The 19,045-nt window shown below is 72.7% G+C and carries 18 protein-coding genes; 8 read left to right on the forward strand and 10 right to left on the reverse strand.

Going from position 1 to position 19,045, the window contains the following annotated elements; all coding sequences use genetic code 11:
* Positions 1-14 precede the first annotated feature (14 nt).
* On the reverse strand, positions 15-596 hold the full coding sequence (locus tag ACFV9W_RS20680) for a TetR/AcrR family transcriptional regulator (RefSeq protein WP_385762879.1): 582 nt from the start codon (positions 594-596) through the stop codon (positions 15-17).
* Between the two features lie 141 nt (positions 597-737).
* On the opposite strand from ACFV9W_RS20680, the gene ACFV9W_RS20685 reads away from it, so the two are divergent.
* On the forward strand, positions 738-2,288 hold the full coding sequence (locus tag ACFV9W_RS20685) for an MDR family MFS transporter (protein WP_385762881.1): 1,551 nt from the start codon (positions 738-740) through the stop codon (positions 2,286-2,288).
* A 101-nt stretch (positions 2,289-2,389) separates the two neighbouring features.
* Here the strand turns inward: ACFV9W_RS20685 and cseC are convergent, their stop codons facing one another.
* The 5 genes from cseC to ACFV9W_RS20710 form a co-directional block, all read right to left on the reverse strand.
* Positions 2,390-3,766 carry a two-component system sensor histidine kinase CseC gene (cseC, locus tag ACFV9W_RS20690; RefSeq protein WP_385762883.1) on the reverse strand — a complete coding sequence of 459 codons (1,377 nt, stop codon included), beginning with the start codon at positions 3,764-3,766 and terminating at the stop codon, positions 2,390-2,392.
* 31 nt (positions 3,767-3,797) lie between these two features.
* A complete protein-coding gene (cseB, locus tag ACFV9W_RS20695; protein ID WP_385762940.1) occupies positions 3,798-4,526 on the reverse strand; it encodes a two-component system response regulator CseB in 729 nt (242 codons plus the stop codon).
* Positions 4,527-4,571: 45 nt separating this feature from the next.
* Positions 4,572-5,240, reverse strand: a complete 669-nt coding sequence (locus ACFV9W_RS20700; protein WP_385762885.1) for a hypothetical protein — start codon at positions 5,238-5,240, stop codon at positions 4,572-4,574.
* Positions 5,241-5,272: 32 nt separating this feature from the next.
* Positions 5,273-5,824, reverse strand: a complete 552-nt coding sequence (locus ACFV9W_RS20705; protein WP_385762887.1) for a SigE family RNA polymerase sigma factor — start codon at positions 5,822-5,824, stop codon at positions 5,273-5,275.
* 174 nt (positions 5,825-5,998) lie between these two features.
* Positions 5,999-6,898: an A/G-specific adenine glycosylase gene (locus ACFV9W_RS20710; protein ID WP_385762889.1), complete on the reverse strand. Its 900-nt coding sequence runs from the start codon at positions 6,896-6,898 to the stop codon at positions 5,999-6,001.
* Between the two features lie 137 nt (positions 6,899-7,035).
* On the opposite strand from ACFV9W_RS20710, the gene ACFV9W_RS20715 reads away from it, so the two are divergent.
* The gene (locus tag ACFV9W_RS20715) at positions 7,036-8,613 is read left to right on the forward strand and encodes a sensor histidine kinase (RefSeq protein WP_385762891.1); all 1,578 of its coding nucleotides are present in this window, start codon (positions 7,036-7,038) and stop codon (positions 8,611-8,613) included.
* Complete coding sequence (locus ACFV9W_RS20720; RefSeq protein WP_385762893.1) at positions 8,601-9,278, forward strand: response regulator; 678 nt, start codon at positions 8,601-8,603, stop codon at positions 9,276-9,278. Before ACFV9W_RS20715 ends, ACFV9W_RS20720 begins: the two co-directional genes overlap by 13 nt.
* Before the next feature lie 12 nt (positions 9,279-9,290).
* Here ACFV9W_RS20720 and ACFV9W_RS20725 read toward each other — a convergent pair whose 3' ends face one another.
* Positions 9,291-9,956, reverse strand: coding sequence for a phosphatase PAP2 family protein (locus ACFV9W_RS20725; RefSeq protein WP_385762895.1), 666 nt, complete (start codon positions 9,954-9,956; stop codon positions 9,291-9,293).
* A gap of 186 nt (positions 9,957-10,142) precedes the next feature.
* Between ACFV9W_RS20725 and ACFV9W_RS20730 the strand changes: the two genes are divergently transcribed.
* Complete coding sequence (locus ACFV9W_RS20730; protein WP_385762897.1) at positions 10,143-10,949, forward strand: hypothetical protein; 807 nt, start codon at positions 10,143-10,145, stop codon at positions 10,947-10,949.
* Between the two features lie 79 nt (positions 10,950-11,028).
* Here ACFV9W_RS20730 and disA read toward each other — a convergent pair whose 3' ends face one another.
* Entirely contained in the window at positions 11,029-12,153 is a 1,125-nt protein-coding gene (gene disA / locus ACFV9W_RS20735) for a DNA integrity scanning diadenylate cyclase DisA (RefSeq protein WP_385762899.1), read from the reverse strand.
* A 93-nt stretch (positions 12,154-12,246) separates the two neighbouring features.
* Complete coding sequence (radA, locus tag ACFV9W_RS20740) at positions 12,247-13,653, reverse strand: DNA repair protein RadA (protein WP_385762901.1); 1,407 nt, start codon at positions 13,651-13,653, stop codon at positions 12,247-12,249.
* Positions 13,654-13,850: 197 nt separating this feature from the next.
* Here radA and ACFV9W_RS20745 point away from each other — a divergent pair, with 197 nt between their 5' ends.
* Complete coding sequence (locus ACFV9W_RS20745) at positions 13,851-15,530, forward strand: hypothetical protein (RefSeq protein WP_385762903.1); 1,680 nt, start codon at positions 13,851-13,853, stop codon at positions 15,528-15,530.
* A gap of 25 nt (positions 15,531-15,555) precedes the next feature.
* On the opposite strand, the gene ACFV9W_RS20750 is transcribed toward ACFV9W_RS20745, so the two are convergent.
* Complete coding sequence (locus ACFV9W_RS20750) at positions 15,556-16,425, reverse strand: hypothetical protein (RefSeq protein ID WP_385762905.1); 870 nt, start codon at positions 16,423-16,425, stop codon at positions 15,556-15,558.
* Positions 16,426-16,505: 80 nt separating this feature from the next.
* On the opposite strand from ACFV9W_RS20750, the gene ACFV9W_RS20755 reads away from it, so the two are divergent.
* The 3 genes from ACFV9W_RS20755 to ACFV9W_RS20765 all read left to right on the forward strand — a co-directional run bounded on the left by ACFV9W_RS20755 (position 16,506) and on the right by ACFV9W_RS20765 (position 19,011).
* A complete protein-coding gene (locus ACFV9W_RS20755) occupies positions 16,506-17,438 on the forward strand; it encodes a Ppx/GppA family phosphatase (RefSeq protein ID WP_385762907.1) in 933 nt (310 codons plus the stop codon).
* Between the two features lie 143 nt (positions 17,439-17,581).
* Complete coding sequence (locus tag ACFV9W_RS20760) at positions 17,582-18,406, forward strand: sugar phosphate isomerase/epimerase (RefSeq protein ID WP_266711285.1); 825 nt, start codon at positions 17,582-17,584, stop codon at positions 18,404-18,406.
* The gene (locus tag ACFV9W_RS20765) at positions 18,403-19,011 is read left to right on the forward strand and encodes a TetR family transcriptional regulator (RefSeq protein WP_385762909.1); all 609 of its coding nucleotides are present in this window, start codon (positions 18,403-18,405) and stop codon (positions 19,009-19,011) included. Before ACFV9W_RS20760 ends, ACFV9W_RS20765 begins: the two co-directional genes overlap by 4 nt.
* Positions 19,012-19,045 lie beyond the last annotated feature (34 nt).

Below are 19,045 nucleotides of genomic sequence, written 5' to 3' on the forward strand. Positions count from 1 at the left end.
GCGCCGGTGGCCCGTCAGCCGTGATGGGCCCGCGTGACCAGGTCGGAGGCGACCTCGAGGATGGCCTTGCGCTTCTCCTCGGGGTCGCCTTCGACGTCTTTCAGGACGAACATTCCGGCGTGCATCGAGATCAGCGCGCTGAGGCAGCGCACCCGGTCGGTCAGCGTGACGTCCGGCGGCAGCAGATGGTCCAGCAGGGACGTCATCCGCTCCTTGAAGTTCTCGCCGATGCTCAGCTCGCGCATCGTCGCCTGGTTCTCCTGCATGAAGCGGAAGAGCGGGGCGGCGTCGGCCAGTGCGTTCGAGTAGTGGCCGAGGATTTCGAGCTTGGCCTCGAGGGTCGGCGGCTGCTCGGCGGCCCAGGTGATCACGTCGTCGATCGGCCTCATCAGGTCCGTGAAGAGGCTGACGAGGATGTCTTCCTTGGTCTTGAAGTGGTAGTAGAGCGCGGCCTTCGTCACGCCGAGGCGCTCGGAGATCTCCCGCAGGGACGTCTTCTCGTACCCCTGCTCGGCGATGAGCTCCAAGGTCACGTCCTGAATGCGCTGGCGGGTGTCCCCGCGGCGCCGCTGCGGCTTGCTGCTGCCCGTGACCATCGGCTGGCTGCCCTTCGTGCCTGGTCTTTCCCTTGGGAAAAAACTTACTTGACGCCCGGCTAGTTGGCGCTCTACTTTCCTCATTGTAGAGAACTAGCCGGGCGGCAAGTAAGTCCGGGTGAGGCAGGGGGAGTGGGGACCATGACGCAGGCGGCGGTGCAGCCCGCGATGTCGGACCAGGAGCCGGTGAAACAGCCGCGCAGCGTGCGGGTGGTGCTGCTCGCGCTGATGCTCGCCATGCTGCTGGCCATGCTCGACAACATGATCGTGGGCACCGCGATGCCCACCATCGTCGGCGAGCTGGGCGGCCTCGAACATCTGTCGTGGGTGGTCACCGCGTACACGCTCGCGACCGCCGCCTCCACGCCGATCTGGGGGAAGATCGGCGACATGTACGGCAGGAAGGGCGCCTTCCTGACCTCCATCGTGATCTTCCTGCTCGGCTCCGTGCTCAGCGGAATGGCCCAGGACATGGGCCAGCTGATCGGGTTCAGGGCCGTGCAGGGGCTCGGCGCGGGCGGACTGATGGTCGGTGTCATGGCCATCATCGGCGACCTGATCCCGCCCCGTGAGCGGGGCAAGTACCAGGGCATGATGGCCGGCGTGATGGCGCTCGCCATGATCGGCGGGCCGCTCGTCGGCGGCACCCTCACCGACCACCTCGGCTGGCGCTGGGCCTTCTACATCAACGTGCCGCTCGGCATCCTCGCCCTCGTGGCGATCACCGCGGTGCTGCACCTGCCGAAGAAGCGGGCCGCGCACTCCATCGACTACTTCGGTGCCGCGCTGCTCACCGTCGGCATCACCTCGATCGTCCTCGTGACCACGTGGGGCGGGACCGAGTACGCCTGGGACTCCGCCGTGATCATGGAGCTGATCGGGATCGGTGTCGCCGCGCTCGTCGGGTTCGTGTTCTGGCAGACCAAGGCCGCCGAGCCGATCGTGCCGCTGCACATCTTCCGCAACCTCAACTTCACGCTGATGTCCGTGATCGGCTTCATCACCGGCTTCGTGATGTTCGGCGCGGTGCTCTTCCTGCCGCTGTACCAGCAGTCCGTGCAGGGCGCGTCCGCGACCAACTCCGGTCTGCTGCTGCTTCCGATGCTGCTCGCGATGATGGTCGTCTCGCTGATCGCGGGGCGGGTCACCACCAACACCGGCAAGTACAAGGTGTTCCCGGTGGCGGGCAGCGTCCTGATGATCGCCGGTCTGTTCCTGCTCGCGCAGATGGACACCGGGACGTCCCGGTTCACGTCCGGGCTCTACATGGCCGTGCTGGGCGCCGGGATGGGCTGTCTGATGCAGATCACGATGCTGGTCGCGCAGAACAGCGTCGAGATGAAGGACATGGGCGTCGCCTCCTCGTCGACGACCCTGTTCCGTACGCTCGGGTCCTCGTTCGGCGTCGCCATCATGGGCGCGCTGTTCAACAACCGGGTGCAGGACGTCATGGCGCAGCGGGCCGGGGCGCTCGGCGGGAAGATCACCGAGCAGTCGGCGCAGCTGGACGCGGCGAGCCTGGCGAAGCTGCCCGAGCAGGCGCGGGACGCCTACCAGTTCGCGGTCTCGTCCGGCACGCACTCGGCGTTCCTGCTCGGCTCGATCGTCGCGCTCGGCTCGCTGCTCGCGGCGGTCTTCGTCAAGGAGGTCGTGCTGCGGGGCGCCGCCCCATCGAGCCCCTCCGGCGATTGAGGAGCGGGGTCTGGGGCGGCGTCCCAGGGCGGTGGCCGGTGCAGGTGGTGGCGGTCTCGGGGCTCTGCCCCGGTCCCCGCGCCTCAATCGCCGGCGGGCCTCTATTTGCCCGGCAGCTTCACCATCGGGAAGCTCCCGGTGTTCGTCGGGGCGTGCTCCGGCAGCCACAGCACCGCCACGGCGCCCTCGGAGGGGGCGTCGTGGTCCGCTCCCTGCGGGCGGATGTTGCGGAACGTGAGCCGGGCGCCGAGCACCCGGGCCTGGCCCGCGGCGATCGTCAGGCCCAGGCCGTGCCCGTGCCCCGCGCGGTCGGCGGCGCCGGTGCGGAAGCGGCTCGGCCCCTCCTCCAGGAGCTCCTCCGGGAAACCGGGGCCGTGGTCGCGGACCCGCAGGACCCGGCCCTCGACGCTGACCTCGATGGGCGGGCGGGCGTGCTTGGAGGCGTTGGCCAGCAGGTTGAGGAGGATCCGCTCCAGGCGGCGCGGGTCCGTCGTCACCTCGGACTCGTGGACGACCCGGACCGTGACGCCGTCGCCCGCGCGGGCCGCGATCCGGCGCTCCACGAACTCGCCCAGCATGATGTCCTGCAGCTCGGCCCGCTCGGCGGCGCTGTCGAGGCGGGCCACTTCCAGCACGTCCTCGACGAGCGTACGCATCGCCTGCGCGCGGTCCTTGACGAGTTCGCTGGGCCGCCCGGGCGGCAGCAGCTCGGCCGCGGTGAGCAGCCCGGTGACCGGCGTGCGCAGCTCGTGCGCGATGTCGGCGGTGACCCGGCGCTCCGCCTCCAGACGCTGCTTCAGGGCGTCGGCCATCGCGTCGACGGCCAGCGCGAGGTCGTCCGTCTCGTCGCGTACGACTCCGCCGATGGCGTGGCGGACGCGGACATCGCTCTGGCCGGCCGCGACATCGCGGGCCGCGCTCGCCGCCTTGCGCAGCCGGCGGGAGAGCTGCCCGCCGATGAGAACGCCGAGCGCGCTGCCGCCGAGGACGACGGAGATCGAGCCGATGAGCAGCGCCTTGTCGAGGTCCATCATCACGGTGGCGCTGCGGTCGGCGAACCGGGTGTGCACCGAGAGGATCCCGCCGTTGCTCAGCGGGACCGCGGCCCAGATGTCGGGCACGCCGCTCGCCGCCTCCGACACGTAGGTGACGCGACGCCCCTCGCGGGCCTTCAGGCGCAGATCGTGCGGGAGCGCCGGGTCGTCCACCTTGAAGCCGACGGGCAGATTGCCGCCGCGCGCCTCGTACTGCCGCTGCACGAACTGGATCCGCTCGTCCTGCACGTCCCGCGCGTTGTCCAGCATCGAGACGCGGGCCGCGTTGTGCACGACGAGGCTGAGCGCCACGGCGACGAGCGCGCCCACGAAGGCGATGGCGACGCTGATCTTCCACCGCACGCCGGTCCGCAGCCCGTACGGAATCCATGAGCGGGTCGGCCGGGCCGCCGCGGGAGCGGCCCCGGTGGTCCCCTTTCTCATATGTGCTGTCCCATCAGCCCGGTCGTCCCGGTCACGCCTTGAGCTTGTAGCCGAAGCCGCGGACCGTCTCGATCCGGTCCTGGCCGATCTTCGTGCGCAGGCGCTGCACATGGACGTCGACGACGCGGGTGTCGCCGCCCCAGCCGTAGTCCCAGACCCGCTCCAGGAGCTTGTCGCGGGACAGCACCGAGCCGGGCGCGGAGGAGAACTCGAGGAGCAGGCGCATCTCGGTGGGCGTCAGGGCCACCGGCTGCCCGGCCTTCCTGACCTCCATGCCGTCGGTGTCGATCTCCAGGTCGCCGAAGCGCAGCTCTCCGTGGTCGGGCGCGGGGAGTTCCTCGGCCGCGCCGGAGGCGGCCGCCGCGCCGCCCGCGTGCCCGAAGCGGCGCAGCACGGCGCGGATCCGGGCCACGAGCACCGCCCCGTCGAACGGCTTCGTCACATAGTCGTCGGCCCCCGCCTCCAGGCCGAGCACGACATCGATGGAGTCCGCACGCGCGGACAGCATGATCACCGGGACCGTCGACTCGTCCCGGATGCGGCGGCACAGGGAGACCCCGTCGAGCCCCGGCACCATCACGTCGAGCAGCGCGATGTCCGGCCGGTCGGACCGGAAGGCCTCCAGGCCCGCGAGCCCGTCCGGCATCGCGGTCACCACGAAACCGTCGCGCTCCAGGGCGAGCTGGGTGGCCTCGCGGATGACGTCGTCGTCCTCGACGAACAGGACGTGCGTCGGCTCGCCCTTGCGCTCACCGCCCATGCCGGCCATCCGTTCTCTCCTCCACGTCTGCCTTCACCATGCCGCTCAGCCGGCGTCGTCGTCCGAGGGCGCCGGGCTCTCGCCGTCCACCGCGTTGCTGTAGTCGTTGTGCGTGCGGCTCTCCTGGGCGAAACCGTGCCCGCTCCACCGGTAGGTGAGGATCTCCTCGCCCGACGGTGAGGCGACCGAGTCACCCTTCTCGTACACCTGCTTGGTGACCACGAGATCACCCCGGTCGATCTCCGCGTACACCGGGGGCTCCTCGGCCTTGAACACATTCTTGTACGTGCCGCCCTCGTCGCGATACACGTACGTGCCGATGCCGACCGCGTCCCCGCAGGTCATCACGTTGACCAGGACGTCGCTCCGGGAGCCGCCGGTCAGCGTTCCGTAGCTCACGTCCACCGGGTACTCGTCCGCGACGCACGGCTTCAGGTCGCGCTTGATGTCGGCGCTGACCGCCGGGTCCTTCTTCACCATCCGCACCGCTTCGGCGGAGCTCGGGGCGCTCGGCGACGCGGCGGCCGAGGGGCTCGCGCTGCCCGCCGCCGTCGACCCGACCGGGTCCGTGCGGGCCGGGCCCTCGTCACGGGGGCCGGTGCCGCCGGTCGAGCACGCCGCGAGGACCCCGGCGAACAGCCCGAGGGCGGCGAGCCCGGCGATCACCGCGCTCCCCGCCTTCATGCCCCGCATCAGGGCGGACCGCCCCCGCATCAGGGACCTACGAATCCCCGAGGCACGTATGCCTAGGCCGCGCAACGCTCCCGCTCCTTCACGTCGAGCGCGCGGCCGGCCAGTTCCTCGCGCTCCCGCTTCTCCAGCTCCTCACGGAGCCGGGCAAGGGCCCGGTGCAGCGTGCTCTTCACGGTTCCGGCCGACATTCCCAGCGCGGCGGCCGTCTCCTCGGTGGACATCTGCTCCCAGTGTCGCAGCACCACGACGCTGCGCTGCTTCGGAGCGAGCACCTTCATGACGTCCATCAGCAGGGCGCGGTCCGCGTGCTGCTCCGTCGAGTCGTCGATCGAGGACTCCGGCAGCTGCTCGGTGGGCACTTCCTCCAGCTTGCGGGCGCGCCACCACTCGGTCCGCGTGTTGATCATGACGCGGCGCAGATACGCGTCGGCAAGCCGCTTGTCCGCTATGCCGTCCCACCGCCCGTACGTCCGCACGAGCGCGGTCTGCAGCAGGTCCTGGGCGTCGACCGGGTCGGGCACCAGACGCCGGGCGCTGCGCAGCAGGGCGTCCTGCCGCGTCCGCACGTACTCTTCGAACCCGAGCACCTCACCGGCGTGCGCCATGATCAACTGCCTCCCGCTTCCCGCAATCCCCGTGGTCCGCACAGATCCTGTGCGGTTACGAGGAAGAAGTTACGGAGGAGTTGTCACGGCGTTGTCCGTTCCGGCCAGCGGCCAACGCACGACTACCCGTCGGTTGTGTAACGAACGTAAGGGCCGCCTAAAACCGGGCCCGGATCAGCCCTGCGGAAGCCGGTAGAGGCCACCCGCGAGCGGCTCCACCAGACCGTCGTCGACCAGGCCGTCCAGGGCCCTGGCCCGCTGCACCGGCTCGTCCCACACCCGGTCGAGCGCCGCCTGCGGCACCGGGGCCACGGCCTCCCGCAGCACGGCCAGCAGCTTGCCGCGGACCTGCCGGTCCGTGCCCGCGTACGTCTGGCCGCGGCGCGGCGGGCCCTCGTGCGCGGGCTTGCCCGCGAGCCGCCAGGAGCACATCGCCGCGATCGGGCAGCGGTGGCACTCCTCGTTCTTGGCGGTGCACACCAGGGCGCCCAGCTCCATGGAGGCGGCGGCCCACTTGGCGGCGGTGTCCTCCTCCTCGGGCAGCAGCTCCCGGGCCAGCTTGCGCTCGGCGGCGGTCGTCGCGTTCGGCGGGTACTGCACGCCGGCCACGGCGCGGGCGAACACCCGCCGCACGTTCGTGTCGAGCACCGCGTGCCGCTGCCCGTACGCGAACGAGGCGACGGCGGCGGCCGTGTACTCGCCGATGCCCGGCAGCGCGAGGAGCTGCGCGTGGCCGGTCGGTACGTCACCGCCGTGGCGCTCCGTTATGGCGACGGCGGCGCCGTGCAGGCGCAGGGCACGGCGCGGATAGCCGAGCCGGCCCCAGGCGCGGACGGCCTCGCCGGGGGCCTCCGCGGCGAGGTCGGCGGGGCGGGGCCAGCGGGCGAGCCACTGCTCGTACACGGGGAGCACGCGGTTGACCGGGGTCTGCTGGAGCATGAACTCGCTGACCATCACGCCCCACGGGCCCGCGTCGCGGCGGCGCCAGGGCAGGTCGCGGGCGTGCTCGGTGAACCAGTCGATGACCGGTGCGTGGAGATCGGCGTTCTCGGGGTTCTTCGTGAGCGCAGTCATGGCATGTCCGATCCTGCCACGTGCGGGGGGCGGGGCGGGGGAGCGCGGGGGCTGGCGGTGCGGGGGCCGTCGTCCGGGGGCGGGACCTGACGATCGGCAGGGGTGCTGCCCGGCGGCCCGCTTGTAGCGTCGGTGGGGTGAAGCCCCGACGACGTGCCCTGCTGGTCGACCTGGCGCTCTGGTCGGCGCTCGCCGTTCCCGTGCTCGCCGTCGAGTGGCTGCATCTGCACGAACCCGACAGCGCCTGGCAGCAGCTCGCCGGGATCGCCGCGCTCGGCGCCGCCGCCGCGCTGCACCGCAGGCTCCCCGCCACCGCGTTCCTGCTCGCGGCCGCGCCGGGGCTCGCCGCCGCCTCGTCCCTGTTCACGCTCTCGTACGGGTGCGGGCTCGCGGCCTTCGCGTATCTGATGGGGCTGCGTTCGCCGGCCGTGCGGTCCGCGCTGCTCGGGTTCGGGGCGGTCGCCGTCGCAGGCACGCTCAAGATCGGCATCCGGCAGGTCGACCCGGCCGCCGAGTGGCTGGTGCTCATGGGGACGCTGTTGTTCGGCGCGGTCTTCCCCTGGCTCATCGGCCGCTACTGGCGCCAGAGCCGGGAGCTGACCGCCGCCGGCTGGGCCAGGGCCGAGCAGTTGGAGCGCGAGCACCTGATCGTCGCGGACCGCGCCCGGCTGCGCGAACGGGCCCGGATCGCACAGGACATGCACGACTCCCTGGGCCACGAACTCAGCCTGATCGCCCTGCGCGCAGGCGCCCTCCAGGTCACCCCCGGCCTCGCCGAGGCGCACCGCACGGCCGCCGCCGAACTCCGCTCCGCCGCCTCCGACGCCACCGACCGGCTGCGCACCATCATCGGGCTGCTGCGCGAGGCGGACGACGAGCAGGCCCCGCTCGCCCCGCCCGGCGAGACCGTCGCGGAACTCGTCGAGCGGGCCGCCGGGTCCGGTCTCCCGGTGCGTCTGGTGAGCGCCCCCGAGAACACTCCGGAAGCCGACGACCGCACCGCCTACCGCGTCGTCCAGGAAGCCCTGACGAACGCCGCCAAGTACGCGCCGGGCGTCCCCGTCACCGTGGAGGCGCGGCAGGACGGCACCACCACGACCGTCACCGTCACCAACGCCCGCCCGGCGAACGGGGCCGCCGCACCGTCCGGCAGCGGCACCGGACTGCTCGGCCTGCGGGAGCGCGTCACCGCGCTCGGCGGAGGCTTCGATGCGGGACCGCACGACGGCGGCTTCCGGGTGAGCGCCCGCCTCCCCGCGCCCGGCGCCGCCCGCGCGCCCGTCGCGGACGCCGGTTTCGTGCACGCCCGCCGCACCGCAAGACGCCGGGTGGGCCTGGCCTTCGGAGCCGCCGCGGTCGTGGGAACCGTCCTGATCGGCGGGGCGTTCACCTGGTACGCGTACACGAAGACGCACGCCGTCCTCAGCCCGCAGGCGTACGCGCAGCTGCGGACCGGCGACCCCCTGGCCGACGTCGAACCGCGGCTGCCCGAGCGCACGATCAGCGATCCACCGGTCGAGCGCGCGCCCACGCCGCCGCCCGCCCGCGCCGACTGCCGCTACTACCGGGCGAGCGGCGAACTGTTCGTGACGGTCGACCACTTCAGGCTCTGCTTCGCCGACGACGCGGCGCACACGCTCATCGACAAGGCGGTGATCCCCAAGGCGGGCACCGCCGACCAGGTACGGGAAGAGGAGCGGGAATGGGCGCGCTGAGCGAGCCGGGCGGCCGGATCCGGGTGCTGCTCGCCGACGACGAGGCGATGGTCAGGGCCGGCGTCGCCGCGATCCTCGCCGCGGGCGGCGACTTCGAGGTCGTCGCGGAGGCCGCCGACGGCCGGGAGGCCGTGCGCCTCGCCCAGGCCCACCGCCCGCACGTGGCGCTCCTCGACATCCGCATGCCCCGCCTGGACGGGCTCGCGGCGGCCGAGGAGATCACGGCGACGGTGCCCGGCACTGCGGTGGCGATGCTGACCACGTTCTCCGAGGACGCCTACGTGGCGCGGGCCCTCGGCGGCGGCGCGACCGGCTTCCTGCTCAAGTCCGGCGACCCGCACGAACTGATGGCGGGCGTACGGGCGGTGGCGGACGGCGCCGCGTTCCTGTCGCCGAAGGTGGCCCGGCACGTCATCGACGGGCTCGGCGGCGGCCGGCTGACCCGCGAGGCCGCGGCCCGGCAGCGGGTCGCGGCGCTCACCCCGCGCGAGCGCGAGGTGCTCGGCCTGGTCGGCGCGGGCCTGTCGAACCCGGAGATCGCCGGGCGGCTGCACCTCGTGGAGGGCACGGTGAAGGCCTACGTCAGCGCGGTCCTCGACCGGTTGGAGGTCAAGAACCGCGTGCAGGCGGCCATCGTGGCGTACGAGGCGGGGCTGCTGACGTAGACGGCGGCGGGTTCAGCGCCGGTGCGAACCGCGCCGCGAGCGGCCCTCGGACGCCGAGCCGTACCCGGCCCCCGCGGGCCCCGGCCCGGCGAACCACTGCACCAGCCCGTTCCCGGACCCCCGCATCGCCTCGGTCACCCGCGCCCCCGGCCGGGTCAGCAGGCGGACGACGAGGAACGCGACCAGGGTGCCGAGCAGCAGCCCCGCGGCGACGTCGTGCGGATAGTGCACGCCCACGAAGACGCGCGAGAACGCCATGAGGATCGCCATCGGCACGGTCAGCCGGCCGATCTTCGGCCAGGCCAGCGCGAGGCCCACTGCCGCGGCGGCGGCGATCGTGGCGTGGTTGGAGGGGAACGACCAGTCTCCGTAGACCGGGCAGTCGATCAGGGGCGGCAGGGCGCCCGAGACGGCTCGGCAGGGCCGCTCCTCGTCGATCCCCGACTTGACCGTCTCGCTGATCACGTACGCCACAGCGGTGACCAGCGGGGCGAGCACCGCGACGGCCAAGGCCTTCGGGTCGCTGCGCCGGGCCCGCCACCAGGCGACGACGAAGAGCACGGCGAACAGCAGCAGGCCGACTTCCGTCCACACCTCCATGAGGTGCTGGATCCACGACGGCGTGTCGTGGGCGAAGTCGAGGATGCCGCGATAAAGGTCGGAGTCGATGGTTCCCATGGTGACGGACAGTATGCAATACCGAAGGCTTGTCACATCCGGCGATGGTCCCGGCCCGCACCTGACGATCGACAGGGGTCCCGGAGCCCGTTCGGGCGCCCGCGCGTGATGATGATCCGGAAAACTTGGGGTCCGAGGCGGCGGGTGGCACCGGACAACGGCCCGATCTCTCGTAAGGTTTGAGCCGTGGGATCTCTGCGCAATCCGATCGGGCCGCTTCCCTCCTCCATCTATTGGCGACGGAGGGCTGTTCTGCTGTCCGTTGTGGCGCTGCTCGCCCTGCTGATCGTATGGATCGTCAACTTGGGCGGTGGCGCCGGGAAGAACGGCGCCGGCGGCTCAGGCGGCAAGAGTCCGACGGAGTCCATCACGCCCGGCCCCTCCGGAACGGGGCCCGCGATCAGCGAACACCCCGGCGGGCGCGACGAGTCGGGCGGCTCCGGCGGTTCGGGCTCGGGCTCCGGCGGTTCGGGTTCCGGCGCGGGCTCCGGCGGTTCGGACGACGCGGCGGGCGGCGACTCCGGTGACGGCACGGGCGGCGGCAGCGGGGGCACGGCCTCCGGGGACCAGGTCCCGGCCGGCTCCAGCCTCCCGGACTGCACGGCGGGCGGCGTGACCCTGAAGGTGCGCAGCGTCCACAACTCGTACGCGCCCGGGGACAAGCCGAAGTTCCAGCTCGTCGCCAAGAACACGGCGGACAAGTCCTGCAAGGTCGACCTCGGGCCGAAGACCGCGGTGGTCACGATCACCAAGGCGGAGGGCGACAAGCCTTTCTGGTCCTCCGACGACTGCCCGGCCGGGGCGGGCAGCATGGTGCTGCGGGCCCCCGCGGGCGGCACGGTGCAGCGGGACTTCACGTGGGACCTGCGGCCGAGCGAGCCGCGCTGTGCGACGCCGCCCGCGGGTTCCGCGACGCCGGGGACCTACCTGGTCGAGGTCAAGGCGGCGCAACTGCCTGCGGCGCAGACGTCGTTCGTGCTGAAGGAAGACTAGGTTCGACGCCGTCCGGCGCTGGGGTCTCGGGGCTCTGCCCCGGACCCCGCGCCTCAAACGCCGGCGGGGCTGGAATCGGCTACACGTACCGCTCGAGGATCGACGACTCCGCCAGCCGCGACAGGCCCTCACGGACACTGCGCGCCCGCGCCTCGCCCACGCCGTCGACCGTCTGCAGGTCGTCCACGCTCGCGGCCAGCAGCTTCTGCAGGCCGCCGAAGTGCTCCACGAGGCGGTCGATGATGGCGCCGGGAAGCCGCGGCACCTTGGCGAGGAGCCGGAAGCCGCGCGGGGACACCGCCGAGTCGAGCGCCTCGGGGGAGCCGGTGTAGCCCAGGGCCCGTGCCACTATCGGCAGTTCGAGCAGTTCCGCGTGGCTGAGCGCGTCCAGCTCGACCAGGGCCTCCGCGACCGTGCGGGAGCGCTTGGCGGTGGGCTCGGGCACGTAGTCCCGCGCGACCAGTTCGCGCTCCGGCTCGACGCCCGCGATCAACTCGTCGAGCTGCAGCGCCAGAAGACGGCCGTCCGTGCCCAACTCGACGACGTACTCGGCGATCTCCGTGGCGATGCGGCGCACCATCTCCAGGCGCTGCGCGACCGCCGTGACGTCCCGGACCGTGACCAGGTCCTCGATCTCCAGGGCGGAGAGCGTGCCCGCCACCTCGTCGAGGCGCAGCTTGTAGCGCTCCAGGGTCGCGAGGGCCTGGTTGGCGCGGGACAGGATCGCCGCCGAGTCCTCCAGGACCCGGCGCTGGCCGTCCACGTAGAGCGCGATCAGGCGCATCGACTGGGAGACCGAGACGACGGGGTAGCCGACCTGCTTGGAGACCCGGTCCGCCGTGCGGTGCCGGGTGCCGGTCTCCTCGGTCGGGATCGTCGGGTCCGGCACCAACTGGACGCCGGCCCGCAGGATCTTGTCGAGGTTCGAGGAGACCACGATGCCGCCGTCGAGCTTGCACAGCTCGCGCAGGCGCGTGGCCGCGAACTCCACGTCGAGGATGAAGCCGCCCGTGCACATCGACTCGACCGTCTTGTCGGAGCCGAGGACGATGAGGCCTCCGGTGTTGCCGCGGAGGATGCGCTCCAGACCGTCGCGCAGGGCGGTTCCGGGCGCGACGGCGCTGAGCGCGGCGCGCATCAGGCTGTCCGCGCCGGAGCTTCCGCCGGACTTGCCGGGAGTTGCCGCCCGGTCATTGGCTGCCACTGCACTCCTCCGGATCGCAGACTTTGGGGTGCCCTGTGGGCTCGGGGCCTTCGCACCTCGCGTTCGCACGCGCGGGCGAGACCAGGGCAAAGTCTACCGGCGCTGCTCCGGCTCCTGCGGGGCGTCTCGGCGACGGCCCTTCGGCAGCACCCGCAGAGCGTCCCCTATATCGGCGACTTCCAGGACCTTCATACCGGCCGGGACCTTTCCGGGATCGGCCGGGACCAGGGCGTGCGTGAACCCGAGCCGGTGTGCCTCGGCGAGCCGGCGCTGCACGCCCGTGACCCTTCTGACCTCGCCCGCGAGGCCTACTTCTCCGATCGCCACGAGGTTCTTGGGCAGCGGGGTGTCGCTCGCCGCGGAGGCGAGGGCCAGCGCGACGGCCAGGTCGGCGGCGGGCTCGGAGAGCTTCACGCCGCCGACCGTCGCGGAGTAGATGTCCCGCTTGCCCAACGCGCTGATCCGCCCGCGCTGTTCGAGCACCGCCAGCATCATGGAGACGCGCGAGGTCTCAAGCCCTGATGTGGTGCGCCGGGGCGAGGGGATCTGCGAGTCCACCGTGAGCGCCTGGACCTCGGCGACCAGCGGGCGGCGGCCCTCCAGGGTGACGGTCAGGCAGGTGCCGGGCACCGGCTCGTCGCGCCGGGTCAGGAACAGGCCGCTGGGGTCGGCCAGGCCCGTGATGCCCTCGTCGTGCAGCTCGAAGCAGCCGACCTCGTCCGTCGTCCCGTAGCGGTTCTTGACGCCTCGGACGAGGCGCAGGCGCGCGTGCCGGTCGCCCTCGAAGTTCAGGACCACGTCGACCAGGTGCTCCAGGAGGCGGGGGCCCGCGATGGTGCCCTCCTTGGTGACGTGCCCGACCAGGAGGGTGGACATGCCGCGCTCCTTGGAGGCGCGGATGAGCGCCCCGGCCACCTCGCGGACCTGGGACATGCCGCCGGGCGCCCCGTCGATCTCCCCGGACGCGATCGTCTGTACGGAGTCCAGGATGAGCAGCGACGGCTTCACCGCGTCCAAGTGGCCGAGGACCGTGGCCAGATCGGTCTCCGCCGCCAGGTACAGGTGGTCGTCGAGCGCGTGGATGCGGTCGGCGCGCAGGCGGACCTGGGAGGCCGACTCCTCGCCCGTCACGTAGAGGGTCTTGTGCTCCTCGCTGGCCGACTTCGCCGCCACGTCCAGCAGCAGCGTGGACTTGCCGACGCCGGGCTCGCCCGCGACCAGCACCACGGCGCCGGGCACCAGGCCGCCGCCGAGGACCCGGTCCAGCTCGGGCACGCCGGTGGTCCGGGCCGTCGCCTGCTTGCCGTCGACCTCGCCGATGGGCAGCGCGGAGGTGGTGACGCGGCCCGGTGCGGTGGTGCGCACGGCGGGCGCGCCGTACTCGTCGATCGTCCCCCAGGCCTGGCACTCGGGGCAGCGGCCCAGCCACTTGGCCGTCTGCCAGCCGCACTCGGTGCAGCGGTAGGACGGACGGTCCTTGGTCTTGGTACGGGCAGCCATGAACGAAACCGTAGCGGGCAGGACTGACAACGGGCCGCCGCGGCCCGTGCCGCCGCCGCGGAAGTCGCCCCGCGTAGCCGTGCTGGCCACGGAATGACGGCTTCCTGTCCTCTTTTGAGGGATCGTTTCACCCGTAAGGATTAAATGTGCTCAAGGGGGAGGAAGCCCCCGCGCGGTGAGCCTACGGTCGCACGGTGATGAGCAGCAGGCCGGAAACTCCCACACAGACCACCGGCGCACACCGGGCGCACCGCGCCGGGGCGAGGCGGCAGGGGCCGCGTACCGCCCCGCAGCGCCCGCCCGCCCGGTACGAGTCGTGTCTGGACGGCCTGTTCACCTACTGCCTCTCCGTGCTCTGCGACCACGAGGAGGCGACCGAGGCCCTCGGCGACGCCCTCGCGCTCGCCGAGCGGCGCGGCTCCCGCGCCCCGTCGGGCGACTCGCCCGCCGAGCGCAGGGCCTGGCTCTACGCGCTGGCCCGCTGGTCCTGCCTGCGCCGTCTGGCGGAGGCCAATCGGCGGCGGCAGAGCGCGCAGGACAGCGGCAGGGCCGAGGACGGCCTCCTCCAGGAGGAGCGCAGGCGGCAGCTGGCCCAGCTCGCCTGGCCGGAGGCCGCGGGCACGACCCCGGAGCAGCGCGAGGCCCTGGAGCTGGCCGTGCGCCACCAGCTGTCGCCGCGCGAGGTCGCCGCCGTCCTCGGCACCGACCCCACCGCCACCCGTGAGCTGCTCTCGGCCGCGGCCTGCGAGGTCGAGCGGACCCGCGCCGCACTCGCCGTCGTCGAGACCGGCACCTGCCCCAGCGTCGCCCGCCTCACCGGGGACAACCAGGTGCTCCTGTCGGCCGCCCTGCGCCGCGAGCTGGTCCGGCACGTCGACGACTGCCCGCGCTGCCGCCGCACCGCCGAGCGCGCCGCGCCCCGCGCCTGGCCCGGCACCTCGGTGACGCCCGCCGCGCTGCCCCTCGTGGAGGCCCCGCGCCCCGCGCTGCACTTCGCGATGCACGGCAGGCACCCTGGCGCCCCGCGCTTCGACCGGCGCGGCTACCCGATGGACCCCAAGGACCGCGCCGCCCGCCGCGACCGGCTGCGCTCCCGCGCCGTGACGACGACGGTGGTGGCCACCGTCGTCGCCGCCCCGGTGCTCGCCCTGTGGGCCGCCTACCGGGGCGCCCCGCTGACCGGCGAGGCAGCGGACGGCCGCTCCGTGACGGCCAGCGAGGACGGCACGGCCGACAGCCTCGACGGGGAGCGCACCGGAGGCGCGTACGAGAACGCGGGGAACGCGCGGACGAGCCCCGACCCCCGCTTCACCAAGGGCAGCCGCTCGCCCGACGTCTCGGTGGAGGTCACCTCGCCGCCCGGGCACGCGGGCCGCGGCCCCGGCCGCATCACCGTGGAGGCGCAGCCTGTCGGGAACGCGACGGCGATCACGCTCACCGCGTCGGGCCGCTCGCCCGTCGACTGGACGGCCTCCACGGACGCGTCCTGGCTGTACCTGAGCCAGGCCGCGGGCACGCTGCGCCCTGGGGAGTCGATCACGATCCACGTGTACGTGAACGAGTACCGGGAGCCGCGCGGGCACTGGACGGCGCACGTCGGGATCGACCCCTCCGGAGCGATCATCTCCCTTGAGGGCTACGGGAGTTCCGGTTCCGGCGGCGGCGGTGGCACCTCGCGTCCCTCGCCGACCCACTCCGTCCCGACGTCCCCGTCCGAGCCGACGCCCACGCCGACGCGCACCTCGCCCGGGCCGACGCAGGAGCCGACCACGTCGCCGAGCCCGAGCGACCCCGAGCCCACTGACTCGGCGTCGCCGACGGCCTCGCCCTCCGGGACCGGCGGGTCCGGATCGGGCTCGCCGTCAGGGACCCCCTGACGGCCACCCGTCCCGGATGTGCGCGTTACGCGGGGTCGGCCGGGTGCGGGGCGATCAGCGGCAGGCCCTTGGGCGCGGCCGCGAGGCGCTCCTCGCACAGCTCGACCAGCTTGTCGTAGCCGGCCTTGCCCATCAGCTCGGTCAGCTCGGGACCGTACGAGACGTACACCGGGTCGCCCGCGCCGTGCGCCGAGGTCGCCGACGTGCACCACCAGTGCAGGTCGTGGCCGCCCGGACCCCAGCCGCGCCGGTCGTACTCGCCGATCGAGACCATGAGCACCTTGGTGTCGTCCGGCCGCTCGACCCACTCGTACGTACGCCGGACCGGGAGCTGCCAGCACACGTCCGGCTTCGTCTCCAGGGGCTCGCGGCCCTCCTTGAGCGCCAGGATGTGCAGCGAGCAGCCCGCGCCGCCCTCGAAGCCCGGCCGGTTCTGGAAGATGCACGAGCCCTGGTACGGGCGGGTCTGGCGCTCCCCGTCCTCGTCCGTCGACACCCAGCCGGTCTCGGTGCCGATGTCGTGGTGCTGCCAGATGTCCGGCGTGAGGCGTGCCACGTGCTCCGCGACCCGCTTCTCGTCGTCCTCGTCGGAGAAGTGCGCGCCGAGCGTGCAGCAGCCGTCGTCGGCGCGGCCCGCCTGGATGCCCTGGCAGCCGCTGCCGAAGATGCAGCTCCAACGAGAGGTCAGCCATGTCAGATCGCAGCGGAAGATCTGCTCGTCGTCCGCCGGGTCCGGGAACTCGACCCACGCGCGCGGGAAGTCGATCGGCTTCTCGTCCGCCTTGGCCCGCTGCTTCGCTTGCTTCTGGAGATCCTTCTGCTGCTTCAGCTCCTGCTTTGCCGACTTCGTCTTCTTGTCGCTCTTGTCGGCCTTGGCCTTTTTCGTCTTTGGCACCGTTCCAGAGTAAAGGCGTCGCGGCCTTCAACAGGACCTTCCTGGACGGGCACGCCGCCCGGATGGGTAGCGTTCCCTACATGAGACTCGGTGTCCTCGACGTGGGTTCGAATACGGTCCACCTGCTCGTGGTGGACGCGCACCCCGGCGCCCGCCCGCTGCCGGCGCATTCGCACAAGGCGGAGCTGCGGCTCGCCCAACTCCTCGACGCCCGCGGGGCGATCGGCCCCGACGGCGTGGACCAGCTGATCGGAACGGTCAGAGGGGCCCTGGAGGCCGCGGAGGACAAGGGCGTCGAGGACCTGTTGCCGTTCGCGACCTCGGCGGTGCGCGAGGCGAGCAACGCCGACGACGTCCTCGCCCGGGTCAAGGAGGCCACGGGCGTCGAACTGCGGGTGCTCAGTGGCGAGGAAGAGGCACGGCTCACGTTCCTGGCGGCCCGGCGCTGGTTCGGCTGGTCGGCGGGCAGGCTCCTGGTGATCGACATCGGCGGCGGCTCCCTGGAGATCGCGTACGGCATCGACGAGGAGCCGGACGCCGCGGTGTCGCTGCCGCTCGGTGCCGGCCGGCTGACGGCGGGCTGGCTGCCGGGGGACCCGGCGGATCCGGACGACGTGAAGGCGCTGCGGCGGCACGTGCGGGCGCAGATCGCGCGCACGGTCGGCGAGTTCGCCCGGTTCGGGGCGCCGGACCACGTGGTGGCCACATCGAAGACGTTCAAGCAGCTCGCACGTCTCGCCGGGGCGGCGCGCTCCGCGGAGGGCCTCTACGTCCAGCGGGAGTTGAAGCGGAAGTCCCTGGAGGACTGGGTGCCGCAGCTCGCCGCGATGACCGCGCAGGAGCGCTCCGAGCTGCCGGGAGTCTCCGAGGGCCGCTCCGCGCAGCTGCTCGCCGGGGCGCTGGTGGCGGAGGGCGCGATGGACCTCTTCGGCGTGGAAACCCTGGAAATCTGCCCCTGGGCCCTCCGCGAGGGCGTCATCCTCCGCCGCTTGGACCATCTGCCGGCTGGCTAGCCAAATAAAGCCCCGCCGGCGATTGAGGCGCGGGGTCCGGGGCAGAGCCCCGAGACGTAGGCGCGGCTGGCCGCAACGATCCGGACCGGCGTGATCCCCCGGGTGGGCGCCCCACCGGAACGACGGGGCCGTACCCTGTCCCCGTGGCAGAACCAGTGGTGCGCATCCCGGATGCGAAGGTCGCGCTGTCCACGGCCTCCGTGTACCCGGAGTCGACGGCGACGGCCTTCGAGATCGCCGCGCGCCTGGGCTACGACGGCGTAGAGGTCATGGTCTGGACCGATCCCGTCAGCCAGGACATAGAGGCCCTGCGCCGCCTCTCCGACTACCACCGCATCCCGATCCTCGCCGTCCACGCGCCATGTCTGCTGATCACGCAGCGCGTGTGGTCGACGGACCCGTGGGTGAAGCTCCAGCGCGCGCGGGCGGCCGCGGAGAAGCTGGGGGCGTCGACCGTGGTCGTGCACCCCCCGTTCCGCTGGCAGCGCCAGTACGCCCGCGACTTCGTGCAGGGCATCTGGCGGATGGCGGGCGAGACCGATGTGCGGTTCGCCGTCGAAAACATGTACCCGTGGCGCTACCGGGACCGCGAGATGCTCGCGTACGCCCCCGACTGGGACGTGACCAAGGACGACTACCGGCACTTCACGGTCGACCTCAGCCACACCGCGACGGCCCGCACCGACGCGATGCAGATGATCGACCGGATGGGCGACCGCCTCGGCCACGTCCACCTCGCCGACGGCGGCGGCTCCGGCAAGGACGAGCACCTGGTGCCCGGCCGCGGCACGCAGCCCTGCGCCGAGCTCCTGGACCGTCTCGCCGTGAACGGTTTCGACGGGCACGTCGTCATCGAGGTCAACACCCGGCGCGCCATGTCCAGCGCCGAACGCGAGGCCGATCTGGCGGAGGCCCTCGCCTTCGCCCGCCTGCACCTGGCGTCGGCCGCGCGGGTGCCGCGTTCATGACCCAGCCGGTGCGCCGCAGGGGCCGCCCCGCCCGTACGGAGACCGGGGACACTCGGGCCCGGATCCTCGACGCGGCCCGCGAGGAGTTCGCCGAGCGCGGCTACGACAAGGCCTCGGTGCGCGGCATCGCCAAGGCCGCCGGGGTGGACTCGGCCCTGGTGCACCACTACTTCGGCACCAAGGAGCAGGTGTTCGCCGCGTCGATCGAGGTGGCGCTCGCCCCGGCGCTCGACGCCCCCGCCGCCCTGGCCGACGGGCCCCTGGACGAGGTCGGCGAGCGCATGACCCGGTTCTTCTTCGGCGTGTGGGAGGCGCCCGAGACCCGGGTCCCGCTGCTCGCGATCCTGCGCTCCGCCGTGAACAACGACGTGGCCGCGGGCGTCCTGCGCCGGCTCGTCGCCTCCCGGCTGCTCGCGCGGATCGCCGAGCGCGTCGACCTGCCGCGGGACGAGGCCGAGCTGCGGGTCGCGCTGGCCGCCGCGCAGCTCGTGGGCACCGCGATGATCCGCTACGTGATGCGGGTGGAGCCCATCGCCTCCGCCGACCCGGAGCGGATCATCGCCCGGATCGCCCCCGTGGTGCAGCTGCACCTGACCGGCCCGTGAGGAACGCCCGCTGAGCAGCAGGTGAGACGGCCGT

The organism is Streptomyces sp. NPDC059897 (assembly GCF_042730865.1).
GTDB lineage: Bacteria > Actinomycetota > Actinomycetes > Streptomycetales > Streptomycetaceae > Streptomyces.

What these genes read in the sequence shown, in the direction of transcription:
- cseC (WP_385762883.1), bottom strand. Translation starts at nt 3,766, where the DNA reads ATGAGAAAGGGGACCACCGGGGCCGCTCCCGCGGCGGCCCGGCCGACC.
- ACFV9W_RS20680 (WP_385762879.1), bottom strand. Translation starts at nt 596, where the DNA reads ATGGTCACGGGCAGCAGCAAGCCGCAGCGGCGCCGCGGGGACACCCGC.
- ACFV9W_RS20700 (WP_385762885.1), bottom strand. Translation starts at nt 5,240, where the DNA reads ATGCGGGGGCGGTCCGCCCTGATGCGGGGCATGAAGGCGGGGAGCGCG.
- ACFV9W_RS20710 (WP_385762889.1), bottom strand. Translation starts at nt 6,898, where the DNA reads ATGACTGCGCTCACGAAGAACCCCGAGAACGCCGATCTCCACGCACCG.
- ACFV9W_RS20725 (WP_385762895.1), bottom strand. Translation starts at nt 9,956, where the DNA reads ATGGGAACCATCGACTCCGACCTTTATCGCGGCATCCTCGACTTCGCC.
- ACFV9W_RS20765 (WP_385762909.1), top strand. Translation starts at nt 18,403, where the DNA reads ATGACCCAGCCGGTGCGCCGCAGGGGCCGCCCCGCCCGTACGGAGACC.
- ACFV9W_RS20705 (WP_385762887.1), bottom strand. Translation starts at nt 5,824, where the DNA reads ATGGCGCACGCCGGTGAGGTGCTCGGGTTCGAAGAGTACGTGCGGACG.
- cseB (WP_385762940.1), bottom strand. Translation starts at nt 4,526, where the DNA reads ATGGGCGGTGAGCGCAAGGGCGAGCCGACGCACGTCCTGTTCGTCGAG.
- ACFV9W_RS20720 (WP_385762893.1), top strand. Translation starts at nt 8,601, where the DNA reads ATGGGCGCGCTGAGCGAGCCGGGCGGCCGGATCCGGGTGCTGCTCGCC.
- ACFV9W_RS20745 (WP_385762903.1), top strand. Translation starts at nt 13,851, where the DNA reads ATGAGCAGCAGGCCGGAAACTCCCACACAGACCACCGGCGCACACCGG.
- ACFV9W_RS20685 (WP_385762881.1), top strand. Translation starts at nt 738, where the DNA reads ATGACGCAGGCGGCGGTGCAGCCCGCGATGTCGGACCAGGAGCCGGTG.
- radA (WP_385762901.1), bottom strand. Translation starts at nt 13,653, where the DNA reads ATGGCTGCCCGTACCAAGACCAAGGACCGTCCGTCCTACCGCTGCACC.
- ACFV9W_RS20755 (WP_385762907.1), top strand. Translation starts at nt 16,506, where the DNA reads ATGAGACTCGGTGTCCTCGACGTGGGTTCGAATACGGTCCACCTGCTC.